This window comes from Butyrivibrio sp. MC2021, assembly GCF_000621605.1.
GTDB lineage: Bacteria > Bacillota > Clostridia > Lachnospirales > Lachnospiraceae > Butyrivibrio.
Window position 1 is genome coordinate 1 of sequence record NZ_KK211315.1, and the last position, 18,046, is coordinate 18,046.

General features: G+C 35.7%; 29 protein-coding genes and 3 pseudogenes. All 32 read right to left on the bottom strand.

The annotated features are described in order from the left end of the window. A pseudogene (locus tag T359_RS0117460) lies at positions 1-401 on the bottom strand (hypothetical protein); the annotation flags it as partial. 162 nt (positions 402-563) lie between these two features. Next, positions 564-1,139, bottom strand: coding sequence for a M23 family metallopeptidase (locus T359_RS0117465; protein ID WP_026518508.1), 576 nt, complete (start codon positions 1,137-1,139; stop codon positions 564-566). 12 nt (positions 1,140-1,151) lie between these two features. Beyond that, a complete protein-coding gene (locus T359_RS22645) occupies positions 1,152-1,310 on the bottom strand; it encodes a hypothetical protein (protein ID WP_155840169.1) in 159 nt (52 codons plus the stop codon). Next, positions 1,303-1,500 carry a hypothetical protein gene (locus tag T359_RS0117475; protein ID WP_242834395.1) on the bottom strand — a complete coding sequence of 66 codons (198 nt, stop codon included), beginning with the start codon at positions 1,498-1,500 and terminating at the stop codon, positions 1,303-1,305. Before T359_RS0117475 ends, T359_RS22645 begins: the two co-directional genes overlap by 8 nt. Positions 1,501-1,606: 106 nt before the next feature. After that, positions 1,607-1,834 carry a winged helix-turn-helix transcriptional regulator gene (locus T359_RS23475; protein WP_155840170.1) on the bottom strand — a complete coding sequence of 76 codons (228 nt, stop codon included), beginning with the start codon at positions 1,832-1,834 and terminating at the stop codon, positions 1,607-1,609. Between the two features lie 136 nt (positions 1,835-1,970). Next, positions 1,971-2,432, bottom strand: a complete 462-nt coding sequence (locus tag T359_RS0117480; RefSeq protein WP_026518509.1) for a CDI toxin immunity protein — start codon at positions 2,430-2,432, stop codon at positions 1,971-1,973. A 9-nt stretch (positions 2,433-2,441) separates the two neighbouring features. Beyond that, positions 2,442-2,972, bottom strand: a complete 531-nt coding sequence (locus T359_RS0117485) for a polymorphic toxin-type HINT domain-containing protein (protein ID WP_155840171.1) — start codon at positions 2,970-2,972, stop codon at positions 2,442-2,444. 239 nt (positions 2,973-3,211) lie between these two features. After that, positions 3,212-3,700, bottom strand: coding sequence for a hypothetical protein (locus T359_RS0117490; protein WP_026518511.1), 489 nt, complete (start codon positions 3,698-3,700; stop codon positions 3,212-3,214). A 13-nt stretch (positions 3,701-3,713) separates the two neighbouring features. After that, positions 3,714-4,097, bottom strand: a complete 384-nt coding sequence (locus tag T359_RS0117495; protein WP_026518512.1) for a hypothetical protein — start codon at positions 4,095-4,097, stop codon at positions 3,714-3,716. Between the two features lie 47 nt (positions 4,098-4,144). Beyond that, positions 4,145-4,792: an RHS repeat-associated core domain-containing protein gene (locus T359_RS21925; RefSeq protein ID WP_051545586.1), complete on the bottom strand. Its 648-nt coding sequence runs from the start codon at positions 4,790-4,792 to the stop codon at positions 4,145-4,147. An 81-nt stretch (positions 4,793-4,873) separates the two neighbouring features. After that, the gene (locus T359_RS0117505) at positions 4,874-5,239 is read right to left on the bottom strand and encodes a hypothetical protein (protein WP_026518513.1); all 366 of its coding nucleotides are present in this window, start codon (positions 5,237-5,239) and stop codon (positions 4,874-4,876) included. A gap of 92 nt (positions 5,240-5,331) precedes the next feature. Next, positions 5,332-5,742, bottom strand: a complete 411-nt coding sequence (locus T359_RS0117510) for an imm11 family protein (RefSeq protein WP_330370216.1) — start codon at positions 5,740-5,742, stop codon at positions 5,332-5,334. A 308-nt stretch (positions 5,743-6,050) separates the two neighbouring features. Further along, positions 6,051-6,719: a DUF5071 domain-containing protein gene (locus T359_RS0117520; RefSeq protein ID WP_026518515.1), complete on the bottom strand. Its 669-nt coding sequence runs from the start codon at positions 6,717-6,719 to the stop codon at positions 6,051-6,053. Between the two features lie 195 nt (positions 6,720-6,914). After that, on the bottom strand, positions 6,915-7,748 hold the full coding sequence (locus T359_RS0117525) for a hypothetical protein (protein ID WP_026518516.1): 834 nt from the start codon (positions 7,746-7,748) through the stop codon (positions 6,915-6,917). 312 nt (positions 7,749-8,060) lie between these two features. Then, positions 8,061-9,002, bottom strand: a complete 942-nt coding sequence (locus T359_RS0117530; RefSeq protein ID WP_026518517.1) for a hypothetical protein — start codon at positions 9,000-9,002, stop codon at positions 8,061-8,063. After that, entirely contained in the window at positions 8,986-9,870 is an 885-nt protein-coding gene (locus T359_RS0117535; RefSeq protein ID WP_242839124.1) for a hypothetical protein, read from the bottom strand. Before T359_RS0117535 ends, T359_RS0117530 begins: the two co-directional genes overlap by 17 nt. Before the next feature lie 248 nt (positions 9,871-10,118). Further along, entirely contained in the window at positions 10,119-10,454 is a 336-nt protein-coding gene (locus tag T359_RS0117540; RefSeq protein ID WP_026518519.1) for a hypothetical protein, read from the bottom strand. A 42-nt stretch (positions 10,455-10,496) separates the two neighbouring features. After that, on the bottom strand, positions 10,497-10,814 hold the full coding sequence (locus tag T359_RS0117545; protein ID WP_155840173.1) for a hypothetical protein: 318 nt from the start codon (positions 10,812-10,814) through the stop codon (positions 10,497-10,499). 62 nt (positions 10,815-10,876) lie between these two features. Then, positions 10,877-11,290: pseudogene (locus T359_RS20955) on the bottom strand (polymorphic toxin-type HINT domain-containing protein); the annotation flags it as partial. Positions 11,291-11,406: 116 nt separating this feature from the next. After that, positions 11,407-11,952 carry a hypothetical protein gene (locus T359_RS0117555; protein WP_022780122.1) on the bottom strand — a complete coding sequence of 182 codons (546 nt, stop codon included), beginning with the start codon at positions 11,950-11,952 and terminating at the stop codon, positions 11,407-11,409. Between the two features lie 100 nt (positions 11,953-12,052). Next, positions 12,053-12,328, bottom strand: a complete 276-nt coding sequence (locus T359_RS0117560; protein ID WP_026518521.1) for a hypothetical protein — start codon at positions 12,326-12,328, stop codon at positions 12,053-12,055. 164 nt (positions 12,329-12,492) lie between these two features. Further along, entirely contained in the window at positions 12,493-13,035 is a 543-nt protein-coding gene (locus tag T359_RS0117565) for a hypothetical protein (protein WP_155840174.1), read from the bottom strand. Between the two features lie 178 nt (positions 13,036-13,213). Next, the gene (locus tag T359_RS0117575; protein ID WP_026518524.1) at positions 13,214-13,678 is read right to left on the bottom strand and encodes a hypothetical protein; all 465 of its coding nucleotides are present in this window, start codon (positions 13,676-13,678) and stop codon (positions 13,214-13,216) included. A gap of 17 nt (positions 13,679-13,695) precedes the next feature. After that, positions 13,696-13,914 (bottom strand): hypothetical protein, encoded by a 219-nt coding sequence (locus tag T359_RS23145; RefSeq protein WP_242839126.1) that lies wholly within the window; start codon positions 13,912-13,914, stop codon positions 13,696-13,698. A 42-nt stretch (positions 13,915-13,956) separates the two neighbouring features. Next, positions 13,957-14,175 (bottom strand): annotated as a pseudogene (locus T359_RS23480) (polymorphic toxin-type HINT domain-containing protein); the annotation flags it as partial. A 33-nt stretch (positions 14,176-14,208) separates the two neighbouring features. Continuing rightward, positions 14,209-14,595, bottom strand: a complete 387-nt coding sequence (locus T359_RS0117585; protein ID WP_026518526.1) for a DUF4279 domain-containing protein — start codon at positions 14,593-14,595, stop codon at positions 14,209-14,211. 185 nt (positions 14,596-14,780) lie between these two features. Beyond that, entirely contained in the window at positions 14,781-15,221 is a 441-nt protein-coding gene (locus T359_RS0117590; protein WP_026518527.1) for a hypothetical protein, read from the bottom strand. A gap of 69 nt (positions 15,222-15,290) precedes the next feature. Beyond that, positions 15,291-15,509, bottom strand: coding sequence for a polymorphic toxin type 35 domain-containing protein (locus tag T359_RS23485; protein WP_197027120.1), 219 nt, complete (start codon positions 15,507-15,509; stop codon positions 15,291-15,293). Positions 15,510-15,561: 52 nt separating this feature from the next. Continuing rightward, positions 15,562-15,918, bottom strand: coding sequence for a hypothetical protein (locus T359_RS0117595; protein WP_026518528.1), 357 nt, complete (start codon positions 15,916-15,918; stop codon positions 15,562-15,564). Positions 15,919-16,311: 393 nt separating this feature from the next. Beyond that, entirely contained in the window at positions 16,312-17,040 is a 729-nt protein-coding gene (locus tag T359_RS20960; protein WP_155840175.1) for a hypothetical protein, read from the bottom strand. A gap of 180 nt (positions 17,041-17,220) precedes the next feature. Further along, positions 17,221-17,355: a hypothetical protein gene (locus T359_RS23210; protein WP_256374495.1), complete on the bottom strand. Its 135-nt coding sequence runs from the start codon at positions 17,353-17,355 to the stop codon at positions 17,221-17,223. Further along, positions 17,333-17,770, bottom strand: a complete 438-nt coding sequence (locus T359_RS0117610; protein ID WP_026518529.1) for a hypothetical protein — start codon at positions 17,768-17,770, stop codon at positions 17,333-17,335. Before T359_RS0117610 ends, T359_RS23210 begins: the two co-directional genes overlap by 23 nt. Positions 17,771-18,046 lie beyond the last annotated feature (276 nt).

An 18,046-nucleotide genomic window follows, 5' to 3' on the forward strand; every position in this document is an offset into this window, starting at 1 on the left:
ATTTCCATATAAGCATCAGGAACATATTCGCAATCACATACCTGCACTGGTATACTTGAAGTTCCAGCATCGGGAATACCTATACAATAACCGGAATCTGTTATATCTTTTGCCTTGTAGATGTATCCAGCTACTCCCTTATAAGTTTCCTCAAGAGCGTTTGGATAATACTCTTCCAATTGAAGAATTCCGTTTTTATCAAAACCATATGGTCCCCATTTGGACCATTTTCCATTATGTTCGAAGCCTGTCTCTTTGCAGTATTTCTCAACAGCATTACTTAGGTAAACCAGAACATTTTCTCTTTTCTTGGATAAGTAAACTAGCGGCACCCCATGATTGGAAATGCGTGGTTCCAAGATAGTTATACTATTTATTGGTGATGCATGATACCAGTTCATATACTAGTTCTCCTCGTTGAATTCAAGATTGAATTTGCAGCCTTAACTGAGAGAAGGGACGTCATATAATATGACACCCTTCTTTCAATCTTTTCCTCTATTATTCTGATGTCTATAATTTTGTGAAATACTATTAGACAAGATAATACCTGATAATAAGACTCACGCATCTTTAAACGGATCATCATCGCCAAAAAACCACCAATTCTCACCAACTCGGTTTCTGACAGATGCTACCTTATGAGGATCAAATTCAATCGTCAAAGGCGTTCCATCTTTATATGCACCTAAATGAATGTGCGGATTACGTGCATACCCGTTATTACCGACGTAAGCAATTATCTGGCCTTCTTCCACAATATCTCCTTCACTTACCTGTGGGTTTTGAATATGCCCCAATAAGACATGTGCATCATCTTCCCGTCTAATTAAAATAGAATAAGCAGGTGAAGGATTCTGGCTTCCCGGAGTGTTAGTTTTTTCGTTTATTGATATTCGAACTACCTCCCCTTTTATCGGTGAATATACCTTTGCATTCCAGGAAAACCAATCTTCGTTCCTACTCCCATCACCATTGAACAGCCTCAAATAATATGGTCCCTCCGGTGGAAATGCAGCAATCATACAATCTCTGCCTAGCGCATCGCCCAAGCTAGCCAATTCCCCCTCAAAATGGTCATTATAAAAACAGAGTCTGTCAAAAATTGGATATAAAGCAAGCGAATTAGTTATCTCCATAGTCCCCCCCAATTATATCATTTTGCTAATTGCTCTAGATCTTTTGATATCATCTGCATTAATATACACGCCAACTGTTTTTGCCATTTTTGTAATTGTTGATTTTCCACTGCCATTAGGTCCAGCAAAAACAATTACCTCTGGCTTTAAATTCTTCTCTACATCAGACATACTCTTTCCTCCCATCAGGGTAGAGTATATATGCTCGTTTCGCTTCGGCATCATAACCTGACGTAGGAAGCCCTTTAATTTTTCTTATCTCCTCGTCTATGCGTATGGATTCCTTAAATCTTTCAGTTAATTCATCATCCGAAATTCCACAGGTATAATCTAATTCATTTTTTTCTTTTATTTCCTGCATAGGCTACTCCTTAACTTTATCTGTATTGCATCATGCCTCTTACCATCATAATACTACAAATACTCATTTTGTATCTTATCAAATATCTCAAGCATAGACTTGAGCTTCATTTCACTATCCAACTACCTGTTTTGTCCGAGCCAACTCTTTCAATTATCCCTTTCTCAGTTAAGCCTGTAATGCACCTCTTTATGGTACTCAATGAACACTGTAGCTTTTCTGCCATATCAGTACGGGTCACAATAGGATTCTCTACCATCAATTGGATAATTGCTTTTTCGCGTTCCGATAAGTAATAAGTTTTTGTCTGGCCGCTCTTGTAATCTCCATGCAAACATTCCCTTTAACAGAGGCGGCTATATGAACCGCCTCTGAATAATTAACTCTACCAACCTTTTATTGAAAGTTCAGGGAACCCACCAACAAAATTTCGAAATATAACATTAAATTCATGTTGCCATTGGTCAATGTCATTTTAGTATTGCAATATGTAGATTACCGGCGCTGTTCAATTCAATTATATAACTAAAATCTTCTGGAATAAGCCATGCATAGAAATCTACCGCACTGACATCATCAAAATTATCAAAAATAGACCTCATCTTACAAGAAACTCCGGGAAGTAGAGCATCTGACCACAATAAAAAAACATTTTTTTCAATCTCACAACAATCTGGAATTTCAGCCTTACTGAAATTGAAATTATTATAGACCACGTCATCCCATAAAATATGTCCAACATAACTAAATGGTAGCATCGAAGTCAACCAAATCCATATCTCAGCATGTCTATCTGGATTTATTCTGGTATGAGGCCCGATACTTTGCATGCATTCTTGAAAAAGCACATGATCGGAAATATATTTTTCTTTTACATATATTCTGTTCTTTTCTTTTAATAATTCATATTTTTTCCTTGTTTCTTCATCCATATAAGCCCCTTAATTCCATAAATCTATTATTTTTACATACTCTTCATAGGGTATATCTATAGGTATTGCTTTCTTAATACGTAGAGCTCTTTTTCCATTCAACCAACTATCAATATTGTAATGAACCCCCTTAACAGGATCATAATCCAGCCTCCAACAGACCTTTCCATCAAGCGATTTTCTTCCAATCACTTTACCATATCCATAGCTTGACTCAAGACTACCAATATTAGGCTTAGAACCATTTTTAAATGCCCCCATCTTATCCAACTCGTCAATCAATACCTTTCGAGCATTATCATGGCTTGTCTGTGATTCAAGAACCTGCTCACCACATGCATTATGCACCAGCACATTTTTACTGCCGACAAAATATGTATGGTAATCCTCAACTGCAAAGTTGTAAACCGGTATTGCACTCTGTAGCTGTTCCCAACGCTTGATCAGAAGATGAAGTTCATTGCCTTCATTATCAACAAGTGTGGTTCCTTCCTCAAGGTCTCCAGCAAAGCGCAGCGGAGTGCGCATTGCTGCTTGCAAGTATACTTATGTCCTCACGTCGCCGCTTGTTTAGTCTTTTCCAGATTGCCACCACTTGTAACAAACGCTATTCCACCATTTCTTGCCGCACCAGAAGCTGAATTTGTGAAACCACACATATAAAATGCATTCAATGTTTTTAATCATTGTCTCACAGCCTCTGACGTTTGCAATCTTTGTGTCTAATTGTGACAGTGCCACCAATTACACGGAATCACTTTTACACCACTTTTTTCCGATTATTTCAGTAATTGTCCATTAGACACATTTATACGCATTTTTACACCTTCAAAGGTTTCTATGCATAGCACATCACCAGAAACATAAAAATTCGATACTATGTCACCAACATCAAATCGCCATAGTAATGATCCATCACTTGTAAGACAAATAATGCCTATTTCAAAAATGGCAATAATTTTATCATTACAGTCTAATAAATCATAAAAACAGAATTCTCTTTCTGATGCGACTAACTGTTTGTCAGATATAATGTCAACTTGATCATTGTATCCAACAAAAAGAAGTTTATTCTTTTTTACGCACCTCGGTTTAATAGGATATTTGTTCGCAATAGCGATTTTACAATTAACGTTTCCTCTTATTGTTATGATACAAAGTCTTGCATTTTTTGAATCTATACTACCTAAAAACATTTTCATATCATTACACTTTTGGTAATGTATCATAAGTTCTTCGATACTATAATACTCTTCATAAGCTATCATATATCATGTTTCTTTAATGCTCAAAAAACCAAGCAGTAATCAGTTTTCCTCCTTCCCAAAATGATTTCATTCCCATGTAGCCATATGGTCCCCATACCATCGATTCAACCACGTTCTGACCTTCGGCATTTGCTTCAACATTTCCTAGAAGTGAATATGCTCTATACAACGCTTTATATACTTCCATTCTTCCTTCAGGATCATCAAACAGACCGATTCTATTTAATGCAGCTTCCATACTCAAAGATCGTTGAATACTGTGTAATGTTCCAGTAGCATTTCCGAATAAATACTCAATTTTGTCTCCAAGTAGAGGCAAATCATTATACAATTGAATACCTTCTGCTGTAATTCCAACAGCATACACCCCTGTATAAGCAACTGCCAGTTCTCCCAATACAAAGCCAGTTCCAGCACCTAGCAGCCCACCAATACTAGCATAGATCAGTATTGTGCATGCCTTATCCCAGCCGGTAAGGCCCTTTTATCCGCGGCAACATTTCCTATGATTCCGCCAATTGTAAGCCCTATAGCTGCACAGATTCCAACAACTAACATAGTAGTTGTTATAACAAATTCGCCAGTCTGATCTGCCAGGTTTATCGGATCATTTCCGCAATAGGCAAAAAGATTATATGCATTTAATCCGGTATTCTTATCAAATTTACCAACCTTGAAATTCGGCTCAGGTGTTATGAATTTGTGTACCTTGGGATCATAGTATCTTGCATTGAGATAATAGAAGCCTGTTTCCTTATCGTAGTAGTAGCCTCTGTAGCGAAGCGGGTTCTTTTCAAGGGTTCCCTGCTCATCCCTTATGGTTACGGTCTTGCCATTTACCTTTTTTGTTGTGTTTTCAATTACGGAAACAGGATTGCCCCAAAGGTCGTATTCATAGCTTCCAACCAGCGTAGAATCAGCGCTTCTGTATATTCCTACTATATCGCCCTGACCGTTTCTGGCAAAGAAGAAATACTCTTCTTTTGCGTATTTTCCGTTATCTTTCTTGGAATAACCGATTTCTGTTGCAATACCGCTGGCATCATAGTAGTAGCTTATCCTGTAATCAGGATTAACTTCGGCAAGGAGCATTCCGGCGTTGTAGATGTAGATTGTTGTCTTTCCGTCTACTGTCTTGGAAAGGCGCTGACCATCCCCACTGACTTAACACTGTTATTTTCTAAACAATATTTCAATATTGCCATCTACAAATCCTGTTCCAACAGCTGTTAATCCTTTTAAAGTATTGGCATATTTTCCTTTCTCAAGATATTCCTTTATAATTTCAATCACATTCTCAAGTACAACTTCCCATTCTTCATCAGCCTCCCATGTAAACAGGTTCTCTCGAGAGCCAAAATCAGTAATTTCATCACATGCCCAATCCTCATCTTCTTCATCAAAAGATCCTGTACCTACTATTTCGATCGACCAGCTATTTCCACTTTCTTCATAAATATTGAAATTAACAGCAACAATCTCCTGCGGAATCCCTTTCTCTAAATATCCATTTAGCCATTCTTCAAATAGCATATACATTCAAACAAACCTCCTTCTTTTTCTTTGTACGTTCAATTAATTATTTCGATTTTTTTAAACGAAAAGCCTGTTAATTGTTCTTGCTCAATGATCTATTTTATCTTTTCAGAGCAAAACATTGCTACAGAATGTTCTTTTAGTCTAAATAAATCGTAATTTCGGATTATACTATCGTTTAGTGCATATTTCCATATAGCATATACTTTTTTATCCCCATCCTTTAATACCCCGTATCCAGAATGTTCAAAGTTAATAGCCCCCTCCAGTACATTAAGAATATTAACAATATACCCCATTGTATTAGATCCATCTTTACCATTATTAATAGCAATCGGTATAAACTGCACTCCTATGCTTAACTCTTGTTTTAGCACTTGATAACACCTTGATGAAACAATAAACCAATTTCGTTTATTATTTATGAAATCCGTTATAATGTTTCCATCTTCAGGATCATATGTATATATAAGTTTATCTTTCTCAGCGATATATATTCCTCTAATAGTACTTTACAGTTCCATCCTTGTATGCTTCTTTTGCCCTGAATACCGGTTATGTTTCCCCTGTCGTCATAATCATATGTAAAGCATGAATCTATGGTCTTTGGCGATTTACCAATGGTGTTTGCATAGGTTTCAAATCTGTTCTGGGTTCCTGGGAGTCAGTGGGGCCGATTCTCTTTGACTCAAATACAATATCCCCACTGATCATCACTGCTCCCCCTTTATCAATTATCCATTAGTTCTTAAGCTAATTCCAAAAGTTGCTAATGAATAAAATTCAGACTTCCTTCATACGTTTAACTTATCAGTTAATCCAATTCTTTTTCATAAAACAATATCAAATTTGAAGCCCCCTCCAAGTCCCAAAATGTATCAGACAACATCTTAATTACTAACTCCAACCACTTTCGCTCCCCTGTCCTATAATACATATATTGAACAAAACCATAAAATGTAATATTGTTTGTCAAAAATGCTTCAGCACTTAACCTTCTATTAACAAATGAACAATGCATATCCTCCTGAATTGATGCTTTTTCAAATTCTCCAGCCATAATCAAATCTGTAAAACTATCACTATCCCTTAGGGACGCATTGTTATATATCTTCTCAAGAGAATAAAACCAGTTTTCATCATCGCTAGCATCTGCTTTCTTCATACATTCGGTTAGTCCCTGCATAAAAACATCATTAACTTGAAAACTCAAGAGTCTTTGCAAAATGCACTCAGCACCAGGCCAGTTCAAATCTTGAATCCAATTAAACATTTTCTTCAAGTATGGTTCTAACTCCGCATCCGTTTTATGTGAAATGATTAATGCACAATTATCCCACAGTTCAATATTTTTGTCTTGAAATTTAGGTTGAAAGAGTTCATTTAAATCAATTTGTCCTTCTGCAAGTTCCCTCCCTTTAAGCTGTATTTCAATAGGGTTATTCCAATCAAGCATCTCCATAATAGAATTCAAATATGTCATCTTTTGCGACCTCATATTTACCTAATGTTTTTTTCATATTGATTAAATAATAATACTCATCTATTTGTTTGCCCTTTTTGTATCAACTATATATTCTATTCTCATTTACTTGGAAAATTGGTACACCTCTTTTTTGCACGATAAGTCAATAGCCCCATCCCTATAATTTGTATCATATGCTATGGAATAGATATCTCAATGATACTGCGATATCTTTCTCAGCACATTGTTGCAAATCTCATAACAGTTACAGTCATAATCTATAAGCAGTTCTTTATCTCCTTTGGATACAAATATCCCTGTTTTATTCTCTATTTCTGCTATCACTTCCCCCGTGTTGATATCAATAGCAAGAATATCATGTGCTCTGCCAAATAATACTCGCGTAACGGGATTGTAATTCATACTAATGATGTGCCCTCGCTGTTTAGTAGCTGATTCCCAAATTTTATTACCATGATAATCATATTTTATAGCGCAATTACTTACTTCAGATGCTACAACTCCATCCTCAAGTCCTAGAACATCAAATAAAGAAAAGGTACTTCCTTTCACATTCTTTCCGTTGAATACAATAGTATTTCTGTTCTTAAGTATAATATCTTCTCCAAACGGATTCCTAAATAGCTCAAAACATGGCACAACACTCACAATATCCTGACTCTCAATATCAATATAGTATGTCTTTCCGCCTTCCCCTACTAAAAGCTTATTGTCCTGAATAAATTTAATCCATTCAACTCTTCCAAATTTCCTTAAGTGCAGAATCTCTTTACCATATTCAAAAACAAACAAATCACCTTTTCCATAGTCCGCCCATAAAGCTGTTGCAACAAGTCTTCCATCATCCGAAATGGCATTTCTGGATGGACTGAGAGCCTCACCGTGAGCTATAAATTGATATTGTTTTGAAAAATCATCTGTAGAAAAAACGCTGACATCTATAGTATCTACATTGTCAGATACTTGATTTGCTCCGTAAAAAAATTCACCATTAAATGACTTGATCATTAGATAGTACTCATGCATTCTGCTCATCCCCCAATCAAAATACTGTTTTAAGTATTCTAAGGAATTCTAAAAATTCAAGCTGATGGTTGGGCCATTCTTCTACTGTGTATTGTTTAAGAAAATCCCACCACATAGCATTATATTCATCTTTACTTGAAAGATGTAAATGACGCTCAATGAATAATCCAAACTGTGGATCATCTATATCCAATCCTACAGCTTCAAAATATGGTCGGAAAATAGGTCACTGTCCCCTACCACACAACCACTGCTCTGCCACTAGGTCGCTAATGAACTGAGGGTCAGGCACTTAGGCACGCTCATCCTCCCTCAAATCCTATCATCCCAATAACTAACTTTTTCCTGCAGAGACTTCGGAAGCGTATTAATATCTATACCGGTACCAATAAGAAAAACTCTCCGCAGATTCTTATGATTACTCAAATCAGGCATACCAGTAACGTGGTGAAGGTCCTGCATCCTGATTACTTCCAGTTCGGTCAAATCTTTGATAAAAGAAACATCGCTTAATTTGTTGATTCTCCAAAGTTCAATTTCCTTTAAATGCTCCAGCTTTGAAAGTTCATGTAGGTCAGAATTTGAATTCCACAAAAGAGCCAGTTTATCCAAATTCATCTGAGGTAAAAATGAAAAATCAGAAAGTTTTATTCCTCTCAATGACAATGATCTTATACTGGGCATCTCACTGATACACTTAAGATTTTTCTTTGCTTTTTTACCAAGCCATAAAGTATTTAGCTTGTTGTACCTCATCAACCATTTACAGTCAAAATTCACCCCTGGACCCGACGTATCAGCCATAATGGTAAGTCTTTCAAGTTCATCAGATAGTTCCTGCACGAAGCTATAATCCCGTAAATCAAAACAATCAAGTATTAATTCCTTGAGCTTAAGTGTTTTTAACACCTCCAGGTTAGTATTCTCCTGTTTGTCTCGTAAATAAATATTTATCGCTAATCTTTTTATATGAGGTATATCACCAAGAAAAGAAATATCTATTTTATCCTCAGTAATGAAATCAAAAAGTCTGAAAGTAATATCTGGACGAAGTGCCAATATCTGATCAATAATTTGATAAGCTTCATCCGGTAGATATTCCGATATCTGTATAGTACGGATTTTATTATTCTCTACAATTTCCTTTAACTTCTCATCATCTATATCCCTATAGCCAAGCCAGCTAAGCGGCCATATTGTCTTAGTTTCCTTTGCTATGTCAATATGCCTGTCATAGCTAACATATGCACCCATTTTCATTCTCCTTGTAATTTCCGATGCTCATATATGCAATAGATTTTCTTGCACAATCCCGGATAAAAATATCCTCATCATTCTCATATTTCTTAAGTAATTCAATGTTTTGGGCAGAAGGATAATACTTTATTCCCGCCATAGCCGATAATTTCAGATTCTTCCTGATAAAACGTCCGGAAAAATAGTACTCCGTACCATCTTTGATTCCCAGCTCCGCATCAGTTATATCATCGCTATTAAAATATCTGAGAAGCAGGGGCTCCATCTCCGGAATTCTCGCTGAAGACAGCTTCTCCATAGCCATAGATAAGTAAAATGCATCCCTCGGATCCGATAGCAAAGAGACCAGCTTCAATCTGTGTTCTTTGTCTTTCATCCTGGCAAAAACAGATCCGTACTTAGCACAGATCTTTATATTGTCCTCTTTGTCTTTTGTCGGAATATAATCCTCTGAATGTTTGAAACGGTCGTATCCATCCATAAACATGTTAAAAAAGAGATCCATGTCCTCACTATCATCAGGATTAACCGGCACAAATCCTACGGAAAATGATAATTCATTCACATCCAAAAAATTATGCTCAGTTTTTACACAGACAGAAACCACATAATACCTTTTCCCATTTATCTTTAATACAGTAACCTGTTTATTATCTACTTCAGTTCTTGTCTTAAGATATTCTAAATCAGAGGCTGTAGGCTTCTTCACCTCAACCTCATCAAACATTGTCGGAATCTCAATATAATCAATCCCCTCAAAGAAAATATCATCATTGGTATCATCTTCATTTCTTCGCCTGAGAAGCATCTGGTCATGTGACCATGTGAAATAACACAGTCTATATGGACATTTTGTCATATTCACTCCCTCCAACACGCATGAATACTAACTTTTCCTATTGTATCATATTTTCTGTCAACGCAAGAGCGGGGACTGTGTCCCCATCAACAAATTGTGAACTGCTTAGACTAGCGGTTTTCAGTGTTGTTCACAGTTTGTTAATGGGGTCACCGTGAACATAACTTACACTGTGAAAATAAGTTCACAGTGACTGGTACTTTTATCTTATGGATTAATAAGGCTCAAAAGTGGTCCCTACACTTTCTTAATATCTAAATACATGGATCCTCACTATATATTACAGAAACTCCATCATGTATTTTTTCAAAACTGAAGGCTTCAATTAATGAGTAAAAGCAATCAAGCGTATTATTAAAAGCCTCTTCTTGCGTATCTCCTCGTCCAATCACATTTATATATTCCCTATTATCGTTTTGAACAAGCAAATTAGCATATCCGCAAAACTTCCCTTCCATATTTTCATATATTTTTACTTTGTATCTTGCTGCTGGCGCCTTTACTACATCCCAAACATCATACTCTGCAACACATTTTTCAATCGCAATTACATTACTATTATATTTTTTTAAGTCTTTCCAGCTATTCAACTTATACCTCCATTTATAGATTAGGAAATAAATGGCCTTTACTTAATACATATCAAAATCCATATAACCAATCTTGTTATCTAAACTTTCAACATTTTCTCCAATGACCTTATATAAATATTCAACAGTCCTATTGATAACTTCTTCAACAGTTCTTCCTTCCATACATATGCCATAGTATGCTCCAAGCTTATCCGCAATAGTAATGCTTGTAATTCCCTCGTAATAATTGTCATTGACCTGAAACACCTTAATGCCAAATCTCCTGTCAGGAATGATCTTTACTCTAATTAAATATTCTCCAACCTTTTTCTTAGGTTTTATATGACCCTTGGCCATCCTATTCGTCCAATCTTCCATATCGCCCCCTTATGCCTAATAAAATGTTTTTCCAATGAATCAATAATAGAATCAAAGCTTCCCTAATTCCACATATTGTATGCCCCATATCCAGTCTCCAACCCACACATATTATGTACAAGCACTTCATTATCTCCAACAAAATATGTGTGATAATCTTCTACCGCAAAATTATAAACAGGTATAGGGCTCTGCAGATGCTCCCAGCGCACATTCTGAAGATGTAATTCATTTCCTTTGGAATCCACAAGTACGGAATGTTCACTTAATTCACCAGCTGGAACAAAACCACGGTCCTTTACATAGAATGGGTGTGATGGAGTAGTTATTATCTCTTCATCATCTATAATAAGGTGAACAAGTTCAGCTGATTCATTTATATACGCCTCAAGAACACGTTTGTATTCGGCATCTCCTGTCTCAGGATCCTCTGAAAGCACTATGTCTCCAGGCTTAATGTTCTCTATCGGAACCTTCCCATTCTCAGCATTAACCGGTGTCCCTGCATATTATTTTTTTAGAACGTTTGGTACCTATTACTTTCCTGTGCAGTTGGTAGCTCCTAAAGATTAGAGCCAGAAACTATACCAACTTATTTTAGAAAAATACCATCTTTCTCTATCTCATATAATTCGAAAATAACAAAATCTCCAAGTTCAAGATTGCATCCCCTCTCCAAAAGTCCATTCCTGATTTCTAGATATCTATTCATCTCTTGTTTACTATCTAGTAATCCATATTTATTCAATAATATATTTTTGTACTCATCCAACCTTTCAAAATGTAATTCATTATATATGGCAGAATAGTACGAACCTCCTGAGTATGCGTAATCATATCCTAGAAAAAGCTTTTCCCCCCACATGATATTGGAACCATCCGGTAGCTTATTATCAGTACAACAAAGTATGATCCTATAATCTATTTTGTTCTCTGTAGATACTCTTATATATTCATTGATGTACTCAGGATCATTACACACATCAACATAAGAATCATCCCGCCAAGATAGTTCTATCTTATTTTCAAAATATCCTTCAAATGAATCAGGATACAGTTCATTTAAATACCAATTATCTCCATCTACTCCCTGATATGTCCGATTTTCCCTTTTTTGAAATATCACTCCGTTATTCACAACAGGCCTCCTTAATCATTCGTTACTAATCCCCAAGTTCAACGGGGATTAGTAACCAAATACCATTCCCAAAAACTATTGATACTTTTGTTTGCTTTAATCAATTTCGAAAAGGAACGTGAAACCTATAAATATGTGTATGATTCATAAAGTTGCCACCTGGAAAATGTAAACCGCTTCCAATATATGCCTGATGATGCTGAGGAACTCCATATTCGGTAGCCCATTCGTCTAAAATCTTTGCTTCTTCATAACTTATAGGGTTTCCATTTTTAGCTTGTTGCACGGCTTCTTTTGAAATATCAAATAAAGCCTTTTGATCTGGTGTTTGGCTCTTTGATATATTTTCAACCGGGTCGTGTGGTACTGACACCACTTTCAGGACTTCATCCTTCAGGCCTCCGAATCAGCCAAGCTTCGCCGCAGAACCGTAAGTATGCAGAACATCGGTTTCGGCGCAAACGATATTCATGATGTAGACGAAATGGACGACCTTGGTTAACAGGGTCGTCCATTTTACATAGCTTCCAACCCGAGCAATCAGATATATTGCTTCATAGCACTTTGAATATATCTGGCCAAAGCAGGGATATCCTCTATAGCATTATCGCAAAGTTCAGTAAAACGTTTATTTCCATAATAATCATTTTGAGAAATCAGTTTTTCACGAATCAGACTTTCTGTTCCTTCACTATATATTTTTTCGTACCATTCATTTGTTTCCAGTAACGATAAAATATATGTCTGTCTTGTACTTCTGGGATGAACAAATATTTTCCACTTCATTCTTCCTTCATAAGATTCTAAAGCACTAATCAAATAATTATGTTTTGTCTTCGACACATCATAGATTCTATATGATATGAATGGAATATATCTATATCTACACTCTTCATGATACATTGTCACACGCATCCACTCTACTTCAAAATAAAAACGAATAAGCTCAGAAATTATCTGCTCATTTTTATCCATCGCCATCCCTTTCCATTTCATTTTATAAATACATGTAGCAGCTACTGCTCCTCCAATTACCGTGTGGTACCTGACACCGCTTTTCATACCTGTTTTGTATACCATCATTAGCATCAGGATCCTTTATGAATTCGTCTGTGATATTGCCGCCATCGTCATAGGTGTAGTAATAAGTTTTTGTCTGGCCGCTCTTGTAAGACTCCTTTGCCTTTACTACTTCACCGAAGGCATCATAAACATACCCTCTTGTATACTGCCCCCACTCGGCGCTTTTACCCAAAATCGGTTATTCCGCCTCTTTTTTATTGCAATGTCGTCCGTTATCATTATGCTTTTCTATGTCCTTGAGCTTTATATTTTCATCACAGTTTACCGTTATTTCCAAGGAATAAAGAATAATAACAATTCTATTCTTTGGCATAAATGTCGTATTATCATAAACCATACCCTCTATAAGCATTTTACCATCCCGTCCCAGAATATCTGTAATAATCACGTACTCATCTAGAAAATGCCCCTTCTCAATATCGCATAAATGGTACAATTTTCCAATTATATTTAACTCTGTATCAATGGAATACTCAAATACCTGAACATCATAATTAATATCTTCAAATGAAAAAAACTCAATTTCATAACACTTATTATCAATTCCATATACACTAAAGCAGATTGAATCATTTCTAACACAAAATGAATCCACTCTCGCATCATGCATATAATGGTTATTTACAAAATCCTGTATCTTCATAAATATCGTCTCCCAAATTATATATCCCAACCAAAACTTCTTAACCATTCAATCATTTTTTTAGTCAAGTGCGGGATTATCTTGCCTCCTTCATGCCCCCATGTTCCATCTTTATTAAGTGTTTGGTACATATCCCCCAAATGCACATGTGGCTGCGTTACGTTACCACTTGTGTTAACTCCATCAACTCTTTCTATCCCTTTAGGAGCTAACCCTTTCATTATTGCTCTATTCATCTGATTTACCGAATCCGCCATAGCGCACGTATTATGTACGAGAACTTCGTTATCTCCAACAAAATATGTGTGATAATCTTCTACCGCAAAATTATAAACATGTATCGGGCTCTGCAGATGCTCCCAGCGCACAGACTGAAGATGTAATTCATTTTCTTCCGAATCAACAAGTACGGATTGTTCATTTAGTTCACCGGCAGGAACAAAACCACGATCCTTTACATAGAATGGGTGTAATGTCTCCCTGTCCGTTTCTTGGATGTTTCACCGATAAAGATATTGAAGAATAATTGATTAAACTTTTCCTCCTGACAAAATATCAATACTTAGTTCACTACCAAGAGCTGCTATTTTTGAAATAGCTTCTTCATTAAAAATACAACCCATTTGTCCATAATCTGACCGCAAATAAACAGTTATTCCAATGTAATCGTATTCCTGCTTATATGTATGAATTTCATCTTTTACAGCATATAATTCTGAAAGCAATTCATTAACAGCTTTATCAAAACCATCATAACTATTAAAACTCCTTATGCATTCCCACTGATTTTTCGACTCTCTTCCAAACTTCTTTATTTCACCTTTTTTTATTATCCTCGTGGGCTTTAATCCGCTGCTAAATCGTACATCTATCTCTTTTTCATCAGCTATTCTAAATACTATTTCACCATTTATCATAAGTAACCCTATCTATCCTATAGTTTTTGAGTGTGATACCACTTTTTAGACAATTATTCTAATGCATAGATTGGAGGTTCGTAAGCGGTAAATAATCGGTACCTAAAACCATGTGGTAGTAATTTCTCAATGGTCTTCGGGACATTTTTTCTCACATTAAGATATATCTATCATTATTCTCACTATTATTGTATCAAATCAGGAAACACCTCCTTTACAATATTGTTGCTTGGATCCATATCCAATATCTCTTTAGCAATAGTTCTTGCTTCAGCTTCATCAAAATCACAATCTGGAGATTTGTAAAAGAAAAGCATCATCTGAAGATTGTTCACATTTCTTACCATTTTCAGTACTTCTCTTTGGTAATGCAACGCCAACTGTTCAGAGCCATTTATCCAATTCAGTGGAAAGCACAAAATAGAAACAACTAGATCACCCCAGTTACTATTATTGGTCTTAGAAAACATATAAATTGCAAAGCCCAAAAATGTCATATTCGGATTTTCTTCTGCTGCCTCAAAAATTAGCTTTATCATGCTGGCTGCATTTTTATCATTTATTTCCTCCGCAGCTTCTTCATAATTAGCTTTCAAAATATGAGTAATAATATTATCATCCACCATCTAATTCACCCATCCATTTCCAATCTTTAATTCGCCATGAATTATACGATATGTTACACTTACAAGATATCATTGTATATTAGCTGTTTTTATGTACGTTGTTCCAGAATTATCAATTTTCCAAACACTTTCCTGCCCAATCCTCAATACATTTGTCATTATTTGTTTTATTACATTCCAATCCTTTGTAGGTGATAATAAATACCATTTATGGTCTTTACCAACAGACCCCTCTATAATATGATTTATCGTGTGGTCACTGACACCACTTTTCCTTGCATGGCTCAACTGAACAATAATTTATTCTATTATTCACCGCATTATTTCAAAACATAAATCCTCACACGGGCTTTAATTCAACCTTTCTTTTTGAAATGATGGCAAATTTATCTTTTCCCAAAGGCAAAAACTCATCCAGTACTATTTCATTTGAAATCCCCCCATTCGCAGTGATTACAAACATAGCCTCTGCAGTATCTTCAAGCTCCAATTCCACAGCCTGACCAATACTAAGTCTGATCCCATACCTGTCAAGCTTAGCAATATCCATTTTTGTAGATATTAAACGCATGAATAAACCGTTCCTGATATCACTATAGTATTTGTCAATAAATGAATCTTTTTTCGAAACTATAACCCAGTATGGTATAGCACATCCCACGAATGACTTGTCTCTGTACACTGTCAATTTTTTCATACATTTCCTCCTACTGATTTATCGAATAACAGACTTAGTTATGTACTTTAATTATTTACAAATCATAAACGTCGTACCAATGCCTAATAAAATGTTTTTCCAATGAATCAATAATAGAATCAAAGCTTCCCTGAAGAACGACATATCTCCAACAAAATATGTGTGATAATCTTCTACCGCAAAATTATAAACATGTATCGGGCTCTGCAGATGTTCCAGCGCACAGTCTGAAGATGTAATTCATTTCCTTTGGAATCCACAAGTACGGAATGTTCACTTAACTCACCGGTTCGAACAAAATAAAGAATAAGAAATATATGGCCATCGGATGCATTTAATCAATCAAGCCGATGGGCAAAAACTGTATGGTTTGTTTGCTTAAACGTGTTTACATTATTCTGTCTTTTTGATTTGTAGCTTCATACAATTATCATTACTTGTAGCTATCTGTGTACTTGCTCCTGCCTCATCCGACATCAAAACTGCTATTTCCCGCGCAATATTTCTTAAACCCTCCATATTCGCGTTTATCGTTATTTGATTCTCAATTTTCTCGATGTTTACTATTGACTCAGACTGGTTCTCGTCTTTTCTCATAGGAAGTATTGCCTGCTCATTAAAGAACAGCCTTTCCTGATAAACCTTGCCCTCAGGTTCTAATTCTATTCCAATCGATTCCATATCGGAAATAAGTGGATATCCATCTTCCTTCCGAACATAAAGTGTATTCATTCTTTCGTGAGAGCATGACTCAAACCAAGCAAACCCATTTTTATAAAATGCAATATCAGAAGGATAATAAGGATAATCCCAATCCCAAAGACATCCTACATTTTCCAATATGAAGAAAGTTTCCATAGATGACTTATACGTTACCAGTTGGCAAATAGGTTTATGATCATTTAACTGCTTTGTCAAAGGCCATTCAAGCACTTTTTTTGAGCCAATTATATATTTTTGTAATTGTTTCTGTATATCCTTCACAGTATTTTTAAACTTCTCATTCTCAACCCTTTTATAATATAAAAGTGAAAATGAATCACTATATGAAAAAAGTACTGCAAACAGTTTTCTCGTAATTTCTTTATCATCACAATTTATTACATAATAAGAATCATACATAATAGTTTCCTCCTGGAGCTTAACTAAAATACCATATATGAACTGAAAAATAACCAGTATGGTTCCGTGTAGGATGATAATGATAAAAATATCCCTCATTACCATGGATTTCTGGTCCTACAGCGTTACGATATCCATTAAGTCTCAATATCAGCATTGCTGCTTCTTGAGAAATACACATTAAAGGATGCCCTGCTCATCTGTTATGGTTACAGTCTTGCCATTTACTTTCTTGGTAAATACATTCTCATTCTGTGATACAGGATTGACCCAAAGGTCATATTTATCATCATTATAGAAACGTTTGTTTATCATTCTCAATTAGCTCCTTTAATCTTTCAAGAAGTTTTTCAAGTTCATCTCTTCTTTCATCCACATTCTCAGGATGCCCCCAATAAAAATCCACCCAATCATTAACATTTTCTTTAATATCGGAATAAAGCATCTTACTGAACTCGACCATGTTAACCTTTACATACTCATGCCCTATTCCACCTGGTTCAGTAAGATCTGGTCCTTTTTCCCAAATAATATGGCAATCCCACCCAACAACACATATAAATGACCCTGGACATGTCTCTCCTATAACACAAAAAGGGTTCTTTGTCTCGAGTCCATGGATTGCCTGTCTAACCCACTCAAATGGTATATCATCGACGAAATCAAGCGTATATTGGGAAGTTCCATCTAGCTTAAAATTTGTATATCCATTATCTGGCTTTGATAACATATCGTATATCTCCTTGCTTTTTCCATTTTTGATTACAGCATGAAACTTATAGAATAATATGATTTCCTAATATTCTTTGAGTAAGTCCAAAAGCATCTGCGCTTTTTATCTGTCCATTTTCGATAAAAAATCTTATCGTCATATTCACTCGCTTTTCAATGAGTGAAATTTGGTTCGACCCTTGTTTGCTTAAACGTGTTTACATTATTCTGTCTTTTTGATTTGTAGCTTCATACAATTATCATTACTTGTAGCTATCTGTGTACTTGCTCCTGC

Bases quoted from the DNA above. Each gene is read 5' to 3' on its own strand.
- T359_RS0117465 (WP_026518508.1), bottom strand. From the start codon at position 1,139: ATGGAGATAACTAATTCGCTTGCTTTATATCCAATTTTTGACAGACTC.
- T359_RS22645 (WP_155840169.1), bottom strand. From the start codon at position 1,310: ATGTCTGATGTAGAGAAGAATTTAAAGCCAGAGGTAATTGTTTTTGCT.
- T359_RS0117475 (WP_242834395.1), bottom strand. From the start codon at position 1,500: ATGCAGGAAATAAAAGAAAAAAATGAATTAGATTATACCTGTGGAATT.
- T359_RS0117480 (WP_026518509.1), bottom strand. From the start codon at position 2,432: ATGGATGAAGAAACAAGGAAAAAATATGAATTATTAAAAGAAAAGAAC.
- T359_RS0117490 (WP_026518511.1), bottom strand. From the start codon at position 3,700: ATGATAGCTTATGAAGAGTATTATAGTATCGAAGAACTTATGATACAT.
- T359_RS21925 (WP_051545586.1), bottom strand. From the start codon at position 4,792: ATGCTCCTTGCCGAAGTTAATCCTGATTACAGGATAAGCTACTACTAT.
- T359_RS0117505 (WP_026518513.1), bottom strand. From the start codon at position 5,239: ATGTATATGCTATTTGAAGAATGGCTAAATGGATATTTAGAGAAAGGG.
- T359_RS0117520 (WP_026518515.1), bottom strand. From the start codon at position 6,719: ATGACATATTTGAATTCTATTATGGAGATGCTTGATTGGAATAACCCT.
- T359_RS0117525 (WP_026518516.1), bottom strand. From the start codon at position 7,748: ATGCATGAGTACTATCTAATGATCAAGTCATTTAATGGTGAATTTTTT.
- T359_RS0117530 (WP_026518517.1), bottom strand. From the start codon at position 9,002: ATGGGTGCATATGTTAGCTATGACAGGCATATTGACATAGCAAAGGAA.
- T359_RS0117545 (WP_155840173.1), bottom strand. From the start codon at position 10,814: ATGGAAGATTGGACGAATAGGATGGCCAAGGGTCATATAAAACCTAAG.
- T359_RS0117565 (WP_155840174.1), bottom strand. From the start codon at position 13,035: ATGATGGTATACAAAACAGGTATGAAAAGCGGTGTCAGGTACCACACG.
- T359_RS0117575 (WP_026518524.1), bottom strand. From the start codon at position 13,678: ATGAAGATACAGGATTTTGTAAATAACCATTATATGCATGATGCGAGA.
- T359_RS23145 (WP_242839126.1), bottom strand. From the start codon at position 13,914: ATGAATAGAGCAATAATGAAAGGGTTAGCTCCTAAAGGGATAGAAAGA.
- T359_RS0117585 (WP_026518526.1), bottom strand. From the start codon at position 14,595: ATGATAAATGGTGAAATAGTATTTAGAATAGCTGATGAAAAAGAGATA.
- T359_RS0117590 (WP_026518527.1), bottom strand. From the start codon at position 15,221: ATGGTGGATGATAATATTATTACTCATATTTTGAAAGCTAATTATGAA.
- T359_RS0117595 (WP_026518528.1), bottom strand. From the start codon at position 15,918: ATGAAAAAATTGACAGTGTACAGAGACAAGTCATTCGTGGGATGTGCT.
- T359_RS20960 (WP_155840175.1), bottom strand. From the start codon at position 17,040: ATGTATGATTCTTATTATGTAATAAATTGTGATGATAAAGAAATTACG.
- T359_RS23210 (WP_256374495.1), bottom strand. From the start codon at position 17,355: ATGATAAACAAACGTTTCTATAATGATGATAAATATGACCTTTGGGTC.
- T359_RS0117610 (WP_026518529.1), bottom strand. From the start codon at position 17,770: ATGTTATCAAAGCCAGATAATGGATATACAAATTTTAAGCTAGATGGA.